Origin of the sequence: Serratia sp. JSRIV006, assembly GCF_019968685.1 — a bacterium.
GTDB lineage: Bacteria > Pseudomonadota > Gammaproteobacteria > Enterobacterales > Enterobacteriaceae > Chania > Chania fonticola_B.
Map to the genome: position 1 here is coordinate 3,227,523 of NZ_CP074137.1, position 18,504 is coordinate 3,246,026.

Genomic DNA, 18,504 nt, shown 5'->3' on the forward strand with positions numbered 1-18,504 from the left:
CTATTAACCTTTACTTTCCAATAAGTTTGAGCATTTCTGCCGCCGTGTCCTGATCGGTGACCAACGCGTTGATATAGCCGCCCTTCAATGCCGCCACTATCGCTTCGGCTTTTGCTACTCCCCCCGCAACCCCGACAACGGTAGGTATGGTGGCAAGCGCGCTCAAGCTCAGCCCTATCAATTCTTGATGAATTTGCATGTCGGGAATAATGTCGCCGCTGGCATCGAAAAAGTAGCCAAGAATATCGCCAACAGCGCCTTTGCGGCCAATCATCAGTTGCTCGCCTTCGGTGATATAGCCAGCGCGTAAAATGGTAGCGGCATCTTTTTGACTCACCGCACCGATCCCAACGACGGCGACATCGGCAGCCTGGGCCGCAAGCAGCACGTCCCTGACGCTATTTTCATCCCGCAGGGTACGGGCAATATCGGCAGAGGAAGCGCGCAATGGCGCTGGGATCATGCTGACGCTGCAGGCCGCATCCAACTGACCAATCCCGGTCATATAAGGCCCTACACCACCGGAAAGCGTAACCAGGCGAATTTGCTGCGAAGAAATGAAGCCGCTGAGCCTTTTCAAGGTGCTCATGGCGGCCTCACCAAATCCCGCCGCCAACATCTGTTGCGGCTGCAGCGATTCCATCAACATGTGTGCCGCACCGATCCCCAACCTCGCGCTGTCATCAGCATCGGCCAAGGAGGGCAATACGCGAATGTTTTTCAGGTCAAAATGTTTTTTCAACGCATCTTCATACTGTAGGCAACCTTCAAAGCGGGAGTTAATCTGCACCCGAATGATCCCAGACTGATGCCCTTTCTCCAGCAAACGCGAAACTTTAAGCCGCGTTAGCCCAAGCCGGGTACTGATCTCACTTTGCGTCAGCCCATCGTGATAATAGAACCAGGCGATGCGGGCAACCTGCTCCTCCTCGCACATGCCATGTTCGGTAATCAATGCACTGTCATTTATCGTCATAAATCCGCTTCTCTTTGAACATTTTTAAATCTTGAACACAATTGTTCCGCTATCGCTCAACAATAGCTGTGAGTCATGCCACAAATATACACTAAATCTGAACATCGGTTTCTACAGAACACAATTATTCAAAAAACGTGATCGCAGTGATGGTTTTATCGCCAAACCATGACTAAGGTTATGAACAATTAGTTTTCTAAAAAATATTTGTTCAACTCAGTCGCTCATCTTTGAGTGAACGGAGGCAAGATGCAAACCGGTGAATACCCAGACCCACCTCTGCTCTGTGTACAAAATATCAATAAGCACTATTCCGGTGTTGCGGTGCTGAAAGGCATCGACTTTACCTTGCACGCCGGGGAGGTACATGCCCTGCTCGGTGGCAATGGCGCAGGGAAGTCCACGCTGATGAAGATCATTGCTGGCGTAGTACCACCGGACGGCGGCGCTATCGAGATCAATGGCCAGCGTTGTGCCAGCCTGACCCCGGTAAAAGCGCATCAACTGGGGATCTATCTGGTGCCGCAGGAACCGCTGTTGTTCCCCAGCCTGTCGGTTAAAGAGAATATTCTGTTTGGTCTGCCTGCCAAGCGGGCTGCTGTTGAAAAAATGCAGCAATTACTCGAACTGTTGGGATGCAAGCTTGAGCCCAACAGTATGGCAGGGTCGCTGGATGTGGCTGACCGCCAGATTGTAGAGATCATGCGGGGATTAATGCGTGATTCCCAGATCCTGATCCTGGATGAACCCACGGCGTCGCTGACGCCTGCCGAAACGGACAGACTATTTGCCCGCCTGCATGAACTGCTTGGCAAAGGTGTCGGTATCGTCTTTATTTCCCATAAGCTGCCGGAAATCCGCCAGATTGCCGACCGCGTTAGCGTAATGCGTGACGGCAAAATCGCCCTGACGGGGAAAACCGCCTCGCTGACCACGGATGAGATTATTCAGGCAATCACCCCAGCCGCCCGTAATGTGGATCTCTCCGCTAGCCAGAAACTGTGGCTCGAACTGCCTGGCAATCGGCCAGCCAACCCTCAGGGCAAAGCCGTATTGCAGTTGAGGGAACTCACTGGAGAAGGCTTCCGGCAGGTGACACTCAACGTCCACGCCGGGGAAATCCTGGGTCTGGCTGGCCTGGTCGGTTCCGGGCGCACCGAGTTGGCTGAAACGCTGTATGGATTACGCCCAGCCAGTGCGGGCAGCATCCTGCTCAATGGTGAAGAGATCGCGCAACTGAGCACCCGCCAGCGGTTGCAGCGCGGGCTGATCTATTTACCGGAAGACCGGCAGTCTTCCGGGCTGTATCTGGATTCATCGTTATCCTGGAACGTCTGTGCCCTGACCCATAATAACGGCGGGTTCTGGGCCCATCCACAGCGTGATAACGCTACGCTTGAACGTTATCGCCGGGCACTGAATATCAAATTCAACCACCCGGAACAACCGGCCCGCACACTGTCTGGCGGTAATCAACAAAAAATACTGATCGCCAAATGCCTGGAAGCATCGCCACAGTTGCTGATCGTTGATGAACCAACCCGTGGCGTCGACGTCGGTGCACGCAACGATATCTATCAGCTCATTCGGAGCATTGCCCAACAGCATGTCGCTATCCTGTTTATTTCATCCGATCTCGAAGAGATAGCCATGATGTCCGATCGCGTCTGCATCATGCACCAGGGCGAGGTGGCAAGCAGCGCTCTGTGTGGCAACGAGATTACTGTGGATACCATCATGCATATGGCCTTTGGCGAACAACACGTCGTATCTCCCTCCTCCTATCAACCTCATACCAACGGGGAGACCTCATGCTAAAGATAATACAAAACAACCGAGAGCTGACGGCGCTGCTGGCCATCATCGCTCTGTTTGCGCTACTGGGGAGCATTGATAGCAGCTATTTCAGTTTTCAGACGCTGACCATGATCTTCAGCAGTTCGCAAATCCTGATGTTGCTAGCCATCGGCGCGGCGCTGGTCATGCTGACCCGTAACATTGATGTCTCCGTCGGTTCCATCACCGGGATGTGTGCGGTGCTGCTTGGGATAACGCTCAATGCCGGGTACAGCTTGCCCGTCGCCTTTGGCGTCACGCTGCTACTCGGTTTGCTGGCGGGCTTTTTTAATGGCGTGCTGGTCGCCTGGTTTAAAATTCCTGCCATAGTCGCCACTCTGGGCACCCTTGGTCTTTATCGTGGCATCATGCTGCTATGGACCGGCGGTAAATGGATCGAAGGGTTGCCAAGCTCGCTCAAGCAGCTTTCTTCACCGGTGCTGCTGGGCATCTCACCGATTGGCTGGCTAACCTTACTGCTGGTGGCGTTAATGGCCTGGCTACTGTTGAAAACCTCATTCGGCCGCAGCTTCTATGCCACCGGTGACAACCTGCAGGGGGCTCGTCAACTCGGTATCCGCACCGAGGCCATCCGCATCATCGCTTTCTCACTGAATGGGCTAATGGCAGCGCTCGCCGGGATCGTGTTTGCCGCACAGATTGGCTTTATTCCAAATCAAACCGGCACCGGCCTGGAAATGAAGGCTATTGCCGCCTGCGTGCTGGGAGGTATCAGCCTGCTTGGTGGCTCTGGCACGGTGGTGGGGGCCATTTTGGGAGCCTATTTCCTGACGCAGATCGACAGCGTGCTGGTACTGTTGCGCATTCCCGCCTGGTGGAACGACTTTATCGCTGGCCTGGTTTTGTTGGGGGTTCTGGTGTTTGATGGCCGCCTGCGCTGTGCCCTGCAAAAGAATATCCGCCGCCAGAAGTATGCCAGGTTTATCGATCCTCCACCCTCGGCCCCCACATCCCCTCACACCACCCAACTCCCTGCCCAGGGAAAAAAACGGGAGATCGCATGATGGCACAATGGCGACGTTTCGGCTGGGAACTGGCGCTGGCCGCCCTGCTGCTGATTGAGATCCTGGCGTTCGGGGTCGTAAATCCACGCATGCTGGACATTAATGTCCTGCTGTTCAGCACCAGCGATTTTATCTGTATTGGCATTGTGGCACTGCCGTTAACCATGGTGATCGTCAGTGGCGGCATTGATATTTCATTTGGTTCCACCATTGGCCTGTGCGCCATTGCGCTAGGAGTGATGTTCCAGGCGGGCCTGCCCTTGCCGTTGGCAATAGCGATAACGCTGGCCCTGGGCGCCCTGTGCGGTTTGATCAACGCCGGCTTGATCATCTACACCGGTATCAATCCTCTAGTGATCACCCTCGGCACCATGTACCTGTTTGGCGGTAGCGCCCTGCTGCTTTCGGGCATCTCTGGTGCCACCGGCTATGAAGGCATCGGCGGATTCCCGATGGTCTTTACCGATTTCGCCAACCTGACCGTGTTCGGCCTACCAGTACCGCTGACCTTCTTTATGGTCTGTGTGCTGCTGTGCTGGCTGCTGATGCACCGGACACATGCAGGGCGCAACATCTTCCTGATTGGCCAAAGCCAGCGCGTGGCGCAATACAGTGCGATCCCGGTTAACCGAACGCTGTACGCACTCTATGCAATGACCGGCTTTGCTTCAGCCATCGCTGCGGTGCTGCTGGTTTCCTACTTTGGTTCGGCTCGTTCCGACCTCGGCGCCTCTTTCCTGATGCCAGCCATCACGGCGGTAGTACTTGGCGGGGCAAATATTTACGGCGGCTCAGGTTCCATTCTCGGTACCGCCGTAGCCGTCTTGCTGGTCGGTTATCTGCAACAAGGATTACAAATGGCTGGCGTGCCCAATCAGATCTCCAGCGCACTTTCCGGAGCGCTGCTGATTATTGTCGTTGTTGGCCGCTCCATCAGCCTGCATCGGCATCAAATCAGAGAGTGGATCCAACGGCGCAGCAGCATCCATCAGGTTTGAACGATGACATACATCTTCTGACAACGCGATATACGGAGAACAACATGAGCCTACAACGTATCAAAAAAATCGCGCTTTTAAGCGTACTCGGCATGGCTTCGCTAAGCATTGGCGTACAGGCAGCAGAGCGCATTGCCTTTATCCCCAAGCTGGTGGGCGTCGGCTTTTTCACCAGCGGCGGTAATGGAGCATTAGAGGCGGGGAAAGAGCTGGGCGTTGACGTAACCTACGATGGCCCAACCGAGCCCAGTGTTTCCGGCCAGGTTCAGTTGATCAATAACTTCGTTAACCAGGGCTATAACGCCATTATCGTCTCTGCCGTCTCCCCGGAAGGACTATGCCCGGCATTAAAACGAGCCATGCAGCGTGGCGTGAAGGTATTGACCTGGGACTCAGACACCAAGCCCGAATGCCGCTCTTATTACATCAATCAGGGTACGCCAGCCCAACTCGGAGGCATGTTGGTCGATATGGCAGCCAATCAGGTGAAGAAAGAAAAGGCCAAAGTCGCCTTCTTCTATTCCAGCCCGACGGTCACCGACCAAAACCAGTGGGTGAATGAAGCCAAACGTAAAATCGAGAAAGACCATCCGGGCTGGGAAGTGGTCACCACGCAGTTTGGTTACAACGATGCCACCAAGTCACTGCAAACCGCCGAAGGGATCCTGAAAGCCTACGGCGATCTGGACGCCATCATCGCCCCGGATGCCAATGCCCTGCCCGCAGCGGCCCAGGCGGCAGAAAACCTCAAGCGTGACAACGTGGCGATTGTGGGGTTCAGCACCCCAAACGTCATGCGCCCTTATATTCAGCGCGGCACGGTTAAAGAGTTCGGCCTGTGGGATGTGGTCGAACAAGGGAAAATTTCGGTTTACGTGGCCAACGCCCTGCTGAAAAACGGTGAATTGAAGGTTGGCGACAAGCTCGACATCCCTGGTGTGGGCCAGGTAGAGGTTTCGCCAAACAGCGTTCAAGGCTATGACTACCAGGCAAAAGGCAATGGCATCGTGCTGCTACCTGAGCGCGTGGTGTTCAATAAAGACAATATCGACAAATACAACTTCTAACCTATCGCCCCGATTATTTGGAGGGAGTAAGACAATGGCTGATTTAGATGACATCAAAGACGGTAAAGACTTCCATATTGACCGGCCGCAGCAAAATGCCCTGTTTAGTTTAAAAGGGTGTGGTGCGCTGGATTGGGGTATGCAGTCCCGCCTGGCACGCATTTTCAACCCCCGCACTAACCGAACCGTGATGCTGGCCTTTGACCACGGCTATTTCCAAGGCCCGACGACCGGGCTGGAGCGGATTGATATCAATATTGCGCCGCTGTTTCAGCATGCAGACGTGTTGATGTGTACCCGGGGTATTCTGCGTAGCGTGATCCCGCCTGCCACTAACAAACCCATCGTCCTGCGCGCTTCAGGAGCAAACTCCATTCTGACCGAATTGAGCAATGAGGCGGTGGCTGTCGCCATGGACGACGCGGTCCGTCTTAATAGCTGTGCCGTCGCCGCGCAGGTTTACATCGGTACGGAACATGAACACCAGTCGATTAAAAACATCATCCAGTTGGTCGATGCAGGTCTTAAAGTCGGCATGCCCACCATGGCGGTGACCGGCGTAGGGAAAGATATGGCGCGCGATCAGCGCTATTTCTCACTGGCCACGCGTATTGCCGCCGAGATGGGGGCGCAAATCATCAAGACTTACTACGTGGATAAAGGGTTCGAACGCATTGTGGCTGGCTGTCCAGTCCCTATCGTCATCGCCGGTGGGAAAAAACTGCCAGAGCGCGAGGCGCTGGAGATGTGCTTCCAGGCCATCGATCAAGGGGCGTCCGGGGTCGATATGGGGCGGAATATTTTCCAGTCAGCAAGCCCGGTTGCCATGATCAAGGCGGTGCACGCCATCGTTCATCAGAACGAAACGGTAGAACACGCCTACGAACTCTTCCTCAGCGAAAAAGGCTGATACGGCTGAAATGCGGGCCGGTTTCCAGGCCCGCCCATTCAAGGAGGCTGATTATGCACGTTACCCTGGTCGAAATTAACGTTCATGACGACAAGGTTGAACGGTTTATCGAGGTGTTTCGGCAAAACCATCTGGGCGCGATCCAGGAAAAGGGCAACCTACGCTTCGATGTGTTACAGGACCCTGACATCCCTACGCGCTTTTATATTTACGAGGCTTACGCCGATGAGCAGGCCGTGGCTTTTCATAAAACGACCCCGCACTACCTGGCCTGTGTCAAAGAGCTGGAGTCTTTGATGACCGGCCCACGCAAAAAGACGGTCTTTATTGGTTTGATGCCCTCACCCACAGGGAAAGGGAGATGATAGCCCCTGCGCTGTTGGGGGAAGAGAGGTTATCTCAGCAACCTCTCTCTTACGGGCCGCGGCAGCAGCCCGTTGCCTGACCACCAGGTATCGACGTCAGTGGGACCTGGCGATAATAGTCAAGGTTTTTGCCCATCGCGGTTCCGAACGAGGCCTGCATCAGTTCGCCATCGGTGTTGATTTGTTTCCTTGCAGTGCTTTTTCGGCAACCTGAAGATACTTGGCATCGATATACCGTTTGCGCGCCGACTTGAGGATCCCGAACGCAAAACCGGCGGCTGCGATGGGTGTGGATGTCGATGGGCTAGTAAAACCGGTTTTCCGGCCTTGATTTACGGCAAAGCGACCACGGCTTAACCACCTGAGCTAAAACCGTAAAAATATTCTTGACCGGTTAGCCGACTCTCCCTATAGTAGCGCCCCGTTGCACTGAGCAAGCGCAACGTACGGTGAGGTGTCTGAGTGGCTGAAGGAGCACGCCTGGAAAGTGTGTATACGCGAAAGTGTATCGAGGGTTCGAACCCCTCTCTCACCGCCATATTCCAAGAGAAAGTCTGAACTAACGTTCAGACTTTCTCTTGCATGTACCCCAGTCAGAGAGGGGTGAGAAGCCTCGACAGGGTTCGACAAAATGGCTCGCAGCGCAGAGACATTTTGGACGGCCGACAGGCCGCCCGCAGGGTGAGCTTGCGAATCAAGCCCTCTCTCACCGCCATATTAAATGAGAAAGCCTGGACTAACGTTCAGGCTTTTTTATTGCATGTACCCCAATCAGAGAGGGGTGAGAAACCTCGACAGGGCTCGACAAAATGGCTCGCAGCGCAGAGACATTTTGGACGGCCGACAGGCCGCCCGCAGGGTGAGCTTGCGAATCAAGCCCGACCTCACCGCCATATTCTAAAGAAAAAGTCTGAATTCACGCTCAGACTTTTTTGCATGTCCCCTTTCTTTTGGTAAAAGGCCAGTCTGAGTGGCGCGGCTTCAAGGTAGTGGTAAACGTCACAACGATAAAAACGGACAATTTATCGCCACACTCCGTTTAAACAAAAGTTAGAAAGTATTTGCTACAATACCCATAGCGTTATAATTTAGTTACTTTACTCAGGATACAGGTATCATCATGACTAATCAGCACACTGGCGGCGAATTGACTGAAGAACAAAAACAAGAAATTGACTTAATAGCGTTACAACGAGTCGAGGCAATGAATAGCGACGAATTCCTTTGCCAGCGCATTGACGAAAAAGTTCACGCGATGGAAGAACACCTCAAGGCTTATTTCAACAGGTGTTTTTCACTCCACTTAAACCACAAGCGTAGAGAAAAGTAAAATCCTTTTCGGGCCTGAGCTGAAACGCCCTATTCCGAGCCATCAACCAAGCACGGCTTGTTGGTAACAGGCTGATAAACATGGAAAATGGAGCTATCTAATTGGAAAGTATCAAAGAAATAATTATCTATTTCTCTCTAATGCTACAGGTTTTTTTAGAGTTTCTATCCGTTATTTGCGTTTTTGTCGGGTTGGTAAAGGCACTTTATACCACAATAACCAAAGTTAAAAGTCAGTCTATACTCTATTTAATCAGGGCGCGCTTTGGAACCTGGCTTGCTTTGGCGTTAGAGTTTCAATTAGCGGCTGATATCTTGGCAACGACAATCAACCCTAGCATGGAGGAGTTGATTAAACTGGTCATCATTGCCGTGATACGTACATTCCTTAATTACTTTTTATCTAAAGAGTTAGATTATGCCGAAAACAATGTTGCTGTCGAAGCTAAAACCGACGCAACAACGCTGGAAGGGAAAAAGTAAAGACGTTAAAAAAAAGCACGGTTAACTCCTGGGCCAGGCTAAGACTTCTTAGCCGCCATAGGGCTAAACTTCCTCCCCAACTGGGATAACAACATCAACCGGCTGCTGACCACGCGGTTTTTACCCTCGCGTTTAGCGTCATACAGCGCTTCATCCGTCATTTCTATCGCTTTCTCCACCGACATACCGGCCAGATAGAGCGAGGTCCCGATGGAGATGGTCATGCGGATCGGATACCCGTTATCGGTAATAAAATCAAATCCTTCCACCCTGCTGCGAATACGTTCCGCCACGGCAGCAATCTGCTGCGGTTCATAGCTGGAAGTGATGACCATAAACTCCTCGCCACCGTAGCGCCCGACAAAGTCTTCATCGCGAACGCACTCTTGCAAAATGGCCCCTACGCTGGCTAACACACCGTCACCGGCCAAATGGCCATAGGTGTCATTGACCTGTTTGAAATTATCCAAATCCAGCAACATCAGGCCACAAGACTCTCGTTGAGCATGCTGCAGCATCATTTTGTAGTCCACACTGGCACGGTTGTTGATGTGGGTCAGACTGTCGGTCGTCGCCTTATTGCGCATGGAGAAAAAGGCGTTGATATGGCGCTCTTTAAAGCTCAGGGCGTGGTAGCAAATCGCCAGGCAAAGCGCCGATGCAGCCTGATACAACAGAATATCCAGCCACAGTTCACGGAAGTTGACGAACAAGCCGACCACGGCAATACGGTAAAGCGCAATGATACCGATGGTAAGGTAAAACACCCGGTTCGATTTTTTCCGCCAGACCCCCGATAGCAACAGCGGCAAGATGATCGAACCGATAAACAGATTATCCAGCGTGAAGCCGCCGTTAAAGCCAAAGTTTACCAGATAGCACACTATCCCACTGACTGCACCTCCGAAAAACAGCACCAAAATCATCGGGATCATGGCAAAGCTGTAATAAATATTACCGGTGAGCAACAGCCGAGACTGATTCAGATACAACACCGCCAGCCCTGCCAGCACACCAAATAACACCCGTTTCCACACGGCGGACTGGAAGGAAAAAGGGGCATTTTTGCTAAGCGCAAAGTAGGCGACCGACAGCGTGGCATAGGTGATGCACGCGTCACTGTAAAAAGACGAGATCGACGCAATATATGTCATAACTATTCGGCATACTCCAGGATGCGGCAATGTAGTTTTTCGGGTTATTTTTGACAACGGCCCCCTGTAATACCGCTTCCGACAGCGCTCATCATACTAAAAATCACAATGACTAGGCGGGTATATGTTATTGCCAGGCAATCTATGTCCTATCCTCAATTCAGGATAGTCTGTTATCCATCACACCACGGGGAAAATCTGATGAATATCGATGATGAATTGCAAGCGCTGGTGACCCAAGAAACGGACCTTACCTTCCACCATTTCGACCATGCCACCGCGTGGGAGCTGGGTGTAGCGCTAAAAAATGCCGCAGAACAGCGCCAATTACCCATCGCTATCGAAATTCAGCTGAACGGACAAACGCTGTTTTATTACGCCATGCCAGGGGCAACGCCAGACATTGCCGACTGGGTGCGGCGCAAGCGCAACGTGGTCAACCATTTTCATAAAAGCTCTTATGCCGTGGGCTTACGCCTGCAACAGCGGCAGGTTACGCTGGAGGAAAGATATGGCCTTAGCGTACGTGACTATGCCGCCCACGGCGGCGCATTCCCTATCAACCTGCTCAATGTGGGTTGCGTCGGTTCCATCTCTCTTTCTGGCTCTCCGCAGCTCGAAGACCATCATCTGTTGGTCAGCACTCTTGCTCTGTTTCTAGGCTTATCCTTACCCGCAGTACACTAAGCGATAAAAGCTGCGCTTTTCCCCCCATCCGCAGCGGACGATCTGCACAGGCTGGCGCTTGGCGCACATAGTCCACTGAACAAATATAAATTAATCACAATCCAGATGCTTTGATACAAATCTAGGTATCGTCGGGCAGAAAGGGGTATGGTATCTACCAGCTATTCCGAGACGGACCTCCATGGCCCGCCATTCCGTTCTCTTTTATAGACTTGGTTTGCAACTTTGATGAAAACGCACGAAATCAACGGTATCCGCCCTTTCAGCGCCCTGATAGATGCCTGCTGGCGCGAGCCCTACTCCCTTCAACGTCTACTGAAAGATGCCATTGCCGGGGTTACCGTCGGCATCATTGCCATTCCGCTGGCGATGGCGCTAGCCATTGCCAGCGGCGTTCCCCCACAGTATGGACTGTATACCGCCGCCATTGCTGGCATCGTGATCGCCGTCAGCGGCGGTTCGCGCTACAGCGTTTCCGGCCCCACCGCGGCGTTTGTGGTGATCCTGTTCCCCGTTTCACAGCAGTTTGGGCTCTCTGGCTTATTGATTGCCACCATGCTGTCCGGCGTATTCCTGCTGATTATGGGGTTAGCGCGGCTTGGTCGCCTGATCGAGTACATTCCACTTTCGGTCACGCTTGGGTTTACCTCCGGGATTGCCATTACCATCGCCACCATGCAGGTGAAGGATTTCTTTGGCTTACAGCTGGCGGAAGTACCGGAAAACTACATCGGTAAGGTGAATGCGCTGTTGCATGCTTTACCCACCTTGGACTATGGCGATACGCTGATTGGCGTGGTCACTCTGGTAGTCCTGCTGCTCTGGCCAAAGCTGGGGCTGCGTATTCCCGGCCACCTGCCCGCCTTGTTGGCTGGCACCGCGGTGATGGCTATCCTGGCTCAGTTCGATCATCAGGTTGCGACCATTGGCTCTCGTTTCAGTTTCGAACTGGCCGACGGCAGCCAAGGCCAAGGTATCCCGCCGATCCTGCCGCAGTGGTTATTGCCCTGGCATCTGCCTGCTGGCGATGGTAAACCGACGGAACTAAGCTGGCAGCTGCTTTCCGCTCTATTACCGGCAGCCTTTTCCATGGCGATGCTTGGGGCGATCGAATCGCTGCTTTGCGCGGTAGTGTTGGATGGCATGACGGGCAAAAAGCACCACTCCAACGCCGAACTGATTGGCCAGGGCGCGGGTAACATCATCGCCCCGTTCTTCGGGGGGATCACCGCAACCGCCGCCATTGCCCGCTCGGCAGCCAACGTGCGTGCAGGGGCAACCTCACCGGTTTCGGCAATCATCCACTCGTTAATGGTGCTGCTGTCCTTGCTGATGCTGGCACCGTGGCTGTCCTACTTACCGCTGGCGGCGATGGCTTCGCTGTTGCTATTGGTTGCCTGGAACATGAGCGAGGCGCATAAAGTGGTTTATCTGCTGCGCCGGGCGCCGAAAGACGACATTTTGGTGATGCTGCTGTGTATGTCGCTAACGGTACTGTTTGATATGGTGATTGCCATTACCGTTGGCATCGTACTGGCCTCACTGCTGTTTATGCGCCGAATCGCACGCATGACCCGCCTAAGCGAGTTGAGCGCCGAAGATGGCCGGCTGGTGCTGCGCGTCAACGGCCCGCTGTTCTTCGCCGCTGCCGAACGCGTGTTCAACGATCTGCTGGTACGCGGTGAAAACTATCACACCATCGTACTGCAATGGGATGCCGTGCCGGTGCTGGATGCCGGGGGGCTCAACGCGTTGCAACGTTATATCGACGCCCTGCCCGCCGAAAAACAGCTGGTGATCACCGATATTCCATTCCAGCCGCTAAAAACCCTGGCTCGTGCTCGCATGAAGCCAATCGATGGCAAGCTGCATTTCTACCCCACCCTGCCAGAAGCGCTCACCGCGCTGAACGCCCACTAAAGCAAAAGGCCCGACAGCTTAATGTCGGGCCTTCAGATTGGCGGGCGCAGCATGCGCGCCCCCACTGAGCGATTTGTCAGCAGTCGTTAGTTGCTGGTATCCAGCTCAGCAAAGCTTTTCACCAGATCGTCGATGGCTTTCATCTGTACCAGGAACGGTTCCAGCTTATCCAACGGCAGCGCCGAAGGACCATCGCATTTGGCATTGCTTGGATCTGGGTGCGCCTCGATAAACAGGCCAGCCAAACCTACCGCCATACCGGCACGAGCCAGCTCGGCAACCTGCGCACGGCGGCCGCCTGAGGCCGCACCAAACGGATCGCGGGTTTGCAGGGCGTGGGTCACGTCGAAGATCACCGGATGGCCACCGGTCACGTTCTTCATCACGTTGATACCCAACATGTCGACCACCAGGTTGTCATAACCAAAGTTGCTGCCGCGATCGCACAGGATAACCTGATCGTTGCCGCCTTCTTTGAATTTATCGACGATATTGCCCATCTGGCCCGGGCTGACGAACTGCGGTTTCTTGACGTTGATCACCGCGCCGGTTTTCGCCATGGCTTCAACCAGGTCGGTCTGGCGTGCCAGGAAGGCGGGCAGCTGGATCACATCAACCACTTCGGAAACTGGCTGCGCCTGTGCGGCTTCGTGCACATCGGTGATAATTTTCACGCCGAAGGTGCTTTTGATTTCCTGGAAAATCTTCATCCCTTCTTCCAGGCCTGGGCCACGGTAAGAATGGATAGATGAACGGTTGGCTTTATCAAAAGAGGCTTTGAAAACGTAAGGGATGCCCAGTTTTTGCGTCACGGTGACGTAGTGTTCGCAGATGCGCATCGCCAAATCGCGTGATTCCAGTACGTTCATACCGCCGAACAGTACAAACGGCAGATCGTTCGCTACCTTGATGTCGCCAATGCTGACTACTTTCTGTTCCATGCTTGCACCTTATTGATTAATAAATCGGAATCAGTGAATTAATGCAGCGTGACCTGCTTGAGCTCGATGGAGTGGATTTGAATTTTTATCACTTCACTCACCGGGTCTTCAGGACACTGCTCGACAAAATAGTTGAGATCGGAAATGGCGATATGGTTGCATTCCAGCTGGGCATAAATCAAACCACGGTCGCGGATCTCGTAAGGGTCGTCCGGGTCAAAACTCAGCACCGCCTCGCTGGCTCGCAACGCAATTTCCATCTGCTTTTCATCCATCAGCGCGGCTTTCAGCGTATCGAGCATCTTACGCACCACCAGAATGTTTTCCGATTCGTCCAGATCGTCATCTTCCAGTTCAGCCCCCAGCCCCAGATTACCCTTGAGCCAAACCTGCAACTGATGTTCGTTAAGCGTTTCCCCGTTCAGCGGGTTGACCAGCCACATCTCCTCATCCAGCCAGTCAGCACGCATGATCAACTGAGTGGGGAAAATCACCGGCATCAGCGGCAGATCCAACTGGTGAGCAATATGCAGGAAAATGGTTCCCAGAGAGACTGGCGTACCTTGGCGGGCTTCCAACACCTTATCCAGCCAGATAGCGTCAGAGAGCCGATAAACACCGCTGGCACCGCCGAATCCCCAGGTTTTAAAGAATAACTCGATAAGCGCTTCCAACTGCTGATCCTGGTTGAGATCGTCCGGGATGATTGCGCGCGCTTCTTCACTCAACTGCTGTAACTTGCGCTCAACTTCCGCCACCGGAAAGTCCCGCCGAATGATCTTTGATACCAGGATCACTCCCTCACTCAGTGAGGAAGTGTTAAATTCAAAATCGGCAATGCTGCTCATAGGTATCCCATCAAGAACGGTATTTTGGTCGTGGCAAGTTTAACGATCAGATACAGACAGCCCAGTGCCAGAACGAATGCCAAGGTGCGGATATTCCAGCTTTGCGTCTTCTTGCCCAAGGCGACATAGCCCAACAGGATATAGATAATAACGCCAAACAACTTCTCGGTCAGCCACGAGTCCATGCCAAGCAGTGGGTAAAGTTTGAACATCACCACCAGGGCAATACCGGTGGCAAACAGCACCGTATCATTGATATGCGGCGTGATCTTTACCCAGCGCTTGTTGCTCATCGGCGATGCACGCCACTTCCAGAAGAAACGCAGTACAAACAACGTAATGCTGATGGCTACCGTTAATAAATGCAGATGTTTTAGCGCCATGTAAGCGGCCATAGTGGTTTCCTTGGTTTCTTATAGTGGTTTTTGGCCCAGAGTCACGCGATCGTTGCCGCCATAGTCGCGATGCGTTGCCACCGCGATAAATCCCGCAGCATTCAACAGCGTACGTACATTTTCACCCTGTTGCCAACCGTGCTCAAGCAACAGCCAACCCTGCGGCTCTAAATAATCTGCGGCCTGCTGCACGATCGCCGCCAGATCGGCCAGACCCTGCTCGGCGGCCACTAGCGCACTGCCAGGTTCAAAGCGGACATCGCCCTGCGCAAGGTGAGGATCGGCTTCATCAATATAGGGGGGGTTACTGGCGATCAGCGCAAACTGTTGCCCGGCCACCGGCGTAAACCAGCTCCCTTGCAAAAAGCGCGCATTGTTAATCGCCAGTTTTTGCGCGTTATGCTGCGCCAGCGCCACGGCTTCCGGTTGCAGATCGATGCCGGTAAGCTGGCAGTCTGGCCGTTCGCTGGCTAACGCCAGGGCAATCGCGCCGGTACCGGTACCAAGATCCAGAATGGCACACGGCGTTGCGGGCAGGCGCTCCAGAGCCAACTCCACCAAACATTCGGTATCCGGGCGCGGGATTAGCGTAGCGGGCGAAACCGAGAGCGGAAGCGACCAGAACTCACGCTCGCCAACCAGATACGCCACCGGTTCCCCGCGTTCACGGCGAGCCAGCAGCACCGTTAGCTTCTCAGCCTGCTCTGCCGTCAGCAGAGTTTCGCCAAATGCCAACAGGTAGGTTCTGGCCCGACCGGTTACGAAACCCAACAGGATCTCCGCATCACGTTTGGCGCTATCACTATGCGTCAGGCGTAAGGTCGCGGTTTTCAGCCAGGTTTGATAATCCATTACTCAGGCTCGGCAGAGAGTGCAGCCAACTGATCGGCCTGGTATTCCTGCACGATCGGCTGGATTAGCATATCCAGCTTGCCTTCCATCACCTCATCCAGACGATACAGCGTCAGGTTGATGCGGTGGTCGGTCACACGCCCCTGCGGGAAGTTATAGGTACGGTTACGATCGGAACGATCGCCGGTGCCCAGCAGGTTGCGGCGGGTAGAAGCCTCTGCCAACTGGCGTTTCGCCATCTCTGCCGCGCGGATACGTGCCCCAAGCACCGACATCGCCTTGGCTTTGTTCTTGTGCTGTGAACGTTCGTCCTGGCATTCAACCACAATGCCGGTTGGCAAGTGGGTAATACGGATCGCCGAATCGGTGGTGTTAACGTGCTGACCACCGGCCCCGGAAGAACGGAAGGTATCGATTTTCAGATCGCCCGCATTGATTTCTGGCAGCTCCGCCTCTGGCACCGCTGGCATCACCGCCACCGTGCAGGCAGAGGTATGAATACGGCCCTGAGATTCGGTTTCCGGCACGCGCTGAACGCGGTGGCCGCCAGATTCAAACTTCAGTTGACCGTAAACGCCGTCGCCAGACACTTTGGCAATCACCTCTTTGTAACCGCCGTGCTCGCCCACGTTTTCGCTCATGATCTCAACTCGCCAGCGGCGAGTTTCAGCGTAACGGCTATACATACGGAACAGATCGCCAGCAAAGATGGCCGCTTCGTCGCCACCGGTTCCGGCGCGCACTTCGAGGAAGCAGTCGCGCTCATCGTCCGGATCCTTGGGCAGCAGTAACACCTGCAGCTGTTGTTCCAGTTCTTCCGTCGCCGCTTTGGCCTGTTTCAGCTCTTCCTGCGCCATTTCACGCATTTCCGGATCGTCCAGCATCATTTCTGCCGTGGCGAGATCGTCCTGCACCTGACGCCATTCCAGAAAACAACGGCTGACGTCGGTCAACTGCGCATATTCGCGCGACAGGCCACGGAACCGATCCTGATCGGCAATGACACTGGCATCGCCGAGCAGCGCCTGAACTTCTTCATGGCGCTCTTGTAACGCTTCCAGTTTGGCAACAATAGAAGGCTTCATGCGTGGTTTTAAACCCTGTTAATAAAAGAGAACTAATGCTGATCCAGCCCGAGGCTGTCGCGTAAAATGTGCAACCGCTCCATGTCGCCGTCACCGGCGGCCTGCTGGAGGGATTTGGTAGGGGCATGAATAAGACGATTGGTTAATCTGTGGGCCAGCTCATGGATCACCTGCTCCACGTTAGCGCCTTGAGCAATCGCTGCCAGCGCTTTTGACTCCATTTCCGCACGGATTTGATCGGCCTGCGAACGGTAGTCTCTGATGGTATCTGTCGCGCCCTGTGAGCGCAGCCAGGTCATGAAATTGCTGCTTTCCTGCTGCACAATGGTCTCGGCCTGTACGGCCGCCGCCTGCCGTTGTGCCATATTGCTCTGAATAATGGCCTGCAGGTCATCCACGGTGTAGAGATAGGCGTTCGCCAGTTTACCCACTTCCGGCTCGATATCACGCGGAACGGCAATATCCACCAGCAACATCGGCTGGTTGCGGCGTGCCTTCAGGGCCCGCTCGACCATGCCCTTGCCGATGATGGGCAACGGGCTGGCGGTGGAGCTGATAATGATATCGGCATCTGCCAGGCGTGCGTCAATCTCCGGCAATGAGATCACCTCTGCCCCCACCTCTTGCGCCAAGACCTGGGCGCGTTCACGGGTGCGGTTAGCGATGATCATATGCTGCACTTTATGCTCACGCAGATGGCGGGCAACCAGCTCGATCGTTTCCCCCGCGCCGACCAACAGCACATTCAGTTCGGCAAGAGATTCGAAGATTTGACGCGCCAACGCACAGGCGGCAAAGGCAACGGATACCGCGCTGGCACCGATTTCGGTTTCAGTGCGTACACGCTTGGCAACGGAGAAGGATTTCTGAAACAGGCGCTCCAGCTCACCGGAAAGTGACTGACCACGCTGGGATTCGGCAAAAGCTTTCTTTACCTGCCCGAGGATCTGGGGTTCACCCAGTACCAAAGAGTCTAACCCGCTGGCAACGCGCATCAGGTGGCTGACGGCCTCGTCGCCGTGATGCCAATACAGGCTTTTGCGCACGTCTTCCGCACGCAGATGGTGATAATCACATAACCAGGCTACCAGTTGTTCATGCAGATGATCCTGCTGCTCCACGCTGAGGTACAGCTCGGTGCGGTTACAGGTAGACAGCACAACGCCGCCCTGCACCAATGGCTGTTGCAGCAAGCTATTCAGCGCCTTGTCGATCGACTCTGGGGAGAAGGTCACCCGTTCTCGCAGAGAAACCGGAGCGGTTTTGTGATTAATACCTAACGCCAGAAGGGTCATTGCTTCGAGTAATACTTCTCTTGGTACGGGTTCTCGTTGTCCGGCATTCTACTTGATGCGCGACATCAATTAAAGTGACAACCGCATCTTCCGGCCAATCGCTGGTATTGGCGGGACAAATCAGTCAGCACGACAAAACTCGGTATGTTTCAAACTCATCAGAAACCTCAAGGGAAAAACGCTGAAATGCAGCGCTACCCCTTGCAAACGCCCCTTTCAGCCTGGCTGGCGACATCCTTCGTATTCCCACTGCTTAACATTACACATTACTGATAATCGCAATAAGTTACGGTTTCCATTGTTTTAATTGCAATTTTTTCGGCATGTTCCCATAATCC

The 18,504-nt window shown here is 53.9% G+C and carries 18 protein-coding genes, 1 tRNA gene and 1 pseudogene; 11 read left to right on the forward strand and 9 right to left on the reverse strand.

The window, feature by feature from the left end; translation table 11 throughout:
• Positions 1-10: 10 nt before the first annotated feature.
• On the reverse strand, positions 11-976 hold the full coding sequence (lsrR, locus tag KGP16_RS14920) for a transcriptional regulator LsrR (RefSeq protein WP_059201007.1): 966 nt from the start codon (positions 974-976) through the stop codon (positions 11-13).
• Between the two features lie 249 nt (positions 977-1,225).
• Between lsrR and lsrA the strand changes: the two genes are divergently transcribed.
• From lsrA to lsrG, 6 genes are read left to right on the forward strand one after another with little or no spacing between them, the layout of a single operon-like run.
• Entirely contained in the window at positions 1,226-2,794 is a 1,569-nt protein-coding gene (gene lsrA, locus KGP16_RS14925) for an autoinducer 2 ABC transporter ATP-binding protein LsrA (RefSeq protein WP_021806685.1), read from the forward strand.
• Complete coding sequence (gene lsrC / locus KGP16_RS14930; protein WP_021806686.1) at positions 2,788-3,837, forward strand: autoinducer 2 ABC transporter permease LsrC; 1,050 nt, start codon at positions 2,788-2,790, stop codon at positions 3,835-3,837. The genes lsrA and lsrC overlap by 7 nt, the downstream gene beginning before the upstream one ends.
• The gene (gene lsrD, locus KGP16_RS14935) at positions 3,834-4,835 is read left to right on the forward strand and encodes an autoinducer 2 ABC transporter permease LsrD (RefSeq protein WP_021806687.1); all 1,002 of its coding nucleotides are present in this window, start codon (positions 3,834-3,836) and stop codon (positions 4,833-4,835) included. The genes lsrC and lsrD overlap by 4 nt, the downstream gene beginning before the upstream one ends.
• Positions 4,836-4,879: 44 nt before the next feature.
• Positions 4,880-5,902 carry an autoinducer 2 ABC transporter substrate-binding protein LsrB gene (gene lsrB / locus KGP16_RS14940; RefSeq protein WP_021806688.1) on the forward strand — a complete coding sequence of 341 codons (1,023 nt, stop codon included), beginning with the start codon at positions 4,880-4,882 and terminating at the stop codon, positions 5,900-5,902.
• Between the two features lie 34 nt (positions 5,903-5,936).
• Positions 5,937-6,812, forward strand: a complete 876-nt coding sequence (gene lsrF / locus KGP16_RS14945; RefSeq protein WP_059201010.1) for a 3-hydroxy-5-phosphonooxypentane-2,4-dione thiolase — start codon at positions 5,937-5,939, stop codon at positions 6,810-6,812.
• A gap of 53 nt (positions 6,813-6,865) precedes the next feature.
• Positions 6,866-7,177: a (4S)-4-hydroxy-5-phosphonooxypentane-2,3-dione isomerase gene (gene lsrG / locus KGP16_RS14950; protein ID WP_021806690.1), complete on the forward strand. Its 312-nt coding sequence runs from the start codon at positions 6,866-6,868 to the stop codon at positions 7,175-7,177.
• A 49-nt stretch (positions 7,178-7,226) separates the two neighbouring features.
• Here the strand turns inward: lsrG and KGP16_RS14955 are convergent.
• Positions 7,227-7,459: pseudogene (locus KGP16_RS14955) on the reverse strand (glycoside hydrolase family 88 protein); the annotation flags it as partial.
• A gap of 166 nt (positions 7,460-7,625) precedes the next feature.
• On the opposite strand from KGP16_RS14955, the gene KGP16_RS14960 reads away from it, so the two are divergent.
• From KGP16_RS14960 to KGP16_RS14970, 3 genes are all read left to right on the forward strand, one after another.
• Positions 7,626-7,715 (forward strand) — tRNA-Ser (locus KGP16_RS14960).
• A gap of 582 nt (positions 7,716-8,297) precedes the next feature.
• On the forward strand, positions 8,298-8,507 hold the full coding sequence (locus KGP16_RS14965) for a hypothetical protein (protein WP_223499916.1): 210 nt from the start codon (positions 8,298-8,300) through the stop codon (positions 8,505-8,507).
• 101 nt (positions 8,508-8,608) lie between these two features.
• Positions 8,609-8,989 carry a DUF1622 domain-containing protein gene (locus KGP16_RS14970; protein ID WP_037376011.1) on the forward strand — a complete coding sequence of 127 codons (381 nt, stop codon included), beginning with the start codon at positions 8,609-8,611 and terminating at the stop codon, positions 8,987-8,989.
• A 38-nt stretch (positions 8,990-9,027) separates the two neighbouring features.
• Here the strand turns inward: KGP16_RS14970 and KGP16_RS14975 are convergent, their stop codons facing one another.
• Positions 9,028-10,143: a GGDEF domain-containing protein gene (locus KGP16_RS14975; RefSeq protein WP_021806693.1), complete on the reverse strand. Its 1,116-nt coding sequence runs from the start codon at positions 10,141-10,143 to the stop codon at positions 9,028-9,030.
• Between the two features lie 201 nt (positions 10,144-10,344).
• Here KGP16_RS14975 and KGP16_RS14980 point away from each other — a divergent pair, with 201 nt between their 5' ends.
• Positions 10,345-10,830, forward strand: coding sequence for a heme-degrading domain-containing protein (locus KGP16_RS14980; RefSeq protein WP_115158811.1), 486 nt, complete (start codon positions 10,345-10,347; stop codon positions 10,828-10,830).
• A gap of 228 nt (positions 10,831-11,058) precedes the next feature.
• The gene (gene dauA / locus KGP16_RS14985) at positions 11,059-12,750 is read left to right on the forward strand and encodes a C4-dicarboxylic acid transporter DauA (protein WP_021806695.1); all 1,692 of its coding nucleotides are present in this window, start codon (positions 11,059-11,061) and stop codon (positions 12,748-12,750) included.
• An 86-nt stretch (positions 12,751-12,836) separates the two neighbouring features.
• Here dauA and kdsA read toward each other — a convergent pair whose 3' ends face one another.
• Genes kdsA through hemA form a run of 6 tightly spaced genes read right to left on the reverse strand, consistent with a single transcriptional unit; the run spans position 12,837 to position 18,166 of the window.
• On the reverse strand, positions 12,837-13,691 hold the full coding sequence (kdsA, locus tag KGP16_RS14990; RefSeq protein ID WP_021181107.1) for a 3-deoxy-8-phosphooctulonate synthase: 855 nt from the start codon (positions 13,689-13,691) through the stop codon (positions 12,837-12,839).
• A 38-nt stretch (positions 13,692-13,729) separates the two neighbouring features.
• Positions 13,730-14,539 (reverse strand): invasion regulator SirB1, encoded by an 810-nt coding sequence (gene sirB1 / locus KGP16_RS14995; RefSeq protein WP_021806696.1) that lies wholly within the window; start codon positions 14,537-14,539, stop codon positions 13,730-13,732.
• On the reverse strand, positions 14,536-14,934 hold the full coding sequence (locus KGP16_RS15000; protein ID WP_021181105.1) for a SirB2 family protein: 399 nt from the start codon (positions 14,932-14,934) through the stop codon (positions 14,536-14,538). Before KGP16_RS15000 ends, sirB1 begins: the two co-directional genes overlap by 4 nt.
• An 18-nt stretch (positions 14,935-14,952) precedes the next feature.
• Positions 14,953-15,786: a peptide chain release factor N(5)-glutamine methyltransferase gene (gene prmC / locus KGP16_RS15005; protein ID WP_021806697.1), complete on the reverse strand. Its 834-nt coding sequence runs from the start codon at positions 15,784-15,786 to the stop codon at positions 14,953-14,955.
• The gene (gene prfA / locus KGP16_RS15010) at positions 15,786-16,871 is read right to left on the reverse strand and encodes a peptide chain release factor 1 (protein ID WP_021181103.1); all 1,086 of its coding nucleotides are present in this window, start codon (positions 16,869-16,871) and stop codon (positions 15,786-15,788) included. The genes prmC and prfA overlap by 1 nt, the downstream gene beginning before the upstream one ends.
• Positions 16,872-16,903: 32 nt before the next feature.
• Positions 16,904-18,166, reverse strand: a complete 1,263-nt coding sequence (hemA, locus tag KGP16_RS15015) for a glutamyl-tRNA reductase (RefSeq protein WP_021806698.1) — start codon at positions 18,164-18,166, stop codon at positions 16,904-16,906.
• Positions 18,167-18,504 lie beyond the last annotated feature (338 nt).

Bases quoted from the DNA above. Each gene is read 5' to 3' on its own strand.
- prmC (WP_021806697.1), bottom strand. From the start codon at position 15,786: ATGGATTATCAAACCTGGCTGAAAACCGCGACCTTACGCCTGACGCAT.
- kdsA (WP_021181107.1), bottom strand. From the start codon at position 13,691: ATGGAACAGAAAGTAGTCAGCATTGGCGACATCAAGGTAGCGAACGAT.
- KGP16_RS15000 (WP_021181105.1), bottom strand. From the start codon at position 14,934: ATGGCCGCTTACATGGCGCTAAAACATCTGCATTTATTAACGGTAGCC.
- lsrD (WP_021806687.1), top strand. From the start codon at position 3,834: ATGATGGCACAATGGCGACGTTTCGGCTGGGAACTGGCGCTGGCCGCC.
- lsrC (WP_021806686.1), top strand. From the start codon at position 2,788: ATGCTAAAGATAATACAAAACAACCGAGAGCTGACGGCGCTGCTGGCC.
- prfA (WP_021181103.1), bottom strand. From the start codon at position 16,871: ATGAAGCCTTCTATTGTTGCCAAACTGGAAGCGTTACAAGAGCGCCAT.
- sirB1 (WP_021806696.1), bottom strand. From the start codon at position 14,539: ATGAGCAGCATTGCCGATTTTGAATTTAACACTTCCTCACTGAGTGAG.
- dauA (WP_021806695.1), top strand. From the start codon at position 11,059: ATGAAAACGCACGAAATCAACGGTATCCGCCCTTTCAGCGCCCTGATA.
- lsrB (WP_021806688.1), top strand. From the start codon at position 4,880: ATGAGCCTACAACGTATCAAAAAAATCGCGCTTTTAAGCGTACTCGGC.
- hemA (WP_021806698.1), bottom strand. From the start codon at position 18,166: ATGACCCTTCTGGCGTTAGGTATTAATCACAAAACCGCTCCGGTTTCT.
- KGP16_RS14965 (WP_223499916.1), top strand. From the start codon at position 8,298: ATGACTAATCAGCACACTGGCGGCGAATTGACTGAAGAACAAAAACAA.
- KGP16_RS14975 (WP_021806693.1), bottom strand. From the start codon at position 10,143: ATGACATATATTGCGTCGATCTCGTCTTTTTACAGTGACGCGTGCATC.
- KGP16_RS14980 (WP_115158811.1), top strand. From the start codon at position 10,345: ATGAATATCGATGATGAATTGCAAGCGCTGGTGACCCAAGAAACGGAC.
- lsrA (WP_021806685.1), top strand. From the start codon at position 1,226: ATGCAAACCGGTGAATACCCAGACCCACCTCTGCTCTGTGTACAAAAT.
- lsrG (WP_021806690.1), top strand. From the start codon at position 6,866: ATGCACGTTACCCTGGTCGAAATTAACGTTCATGACGACAAGGTTGAA.
- lsrF (WP_059201010.1), top strand. From the start codon at position 5,937: ATGGCTGATTTAGATGACATCAAAGACGGTAAAGACTTCCATATTGAC.
- lsrR (WP_059201007.1), bottom strand. From the start codon at position 976: ATGACGATAAATGACAGTGCATTGATTACCGAACATGGCATGTGCGAG.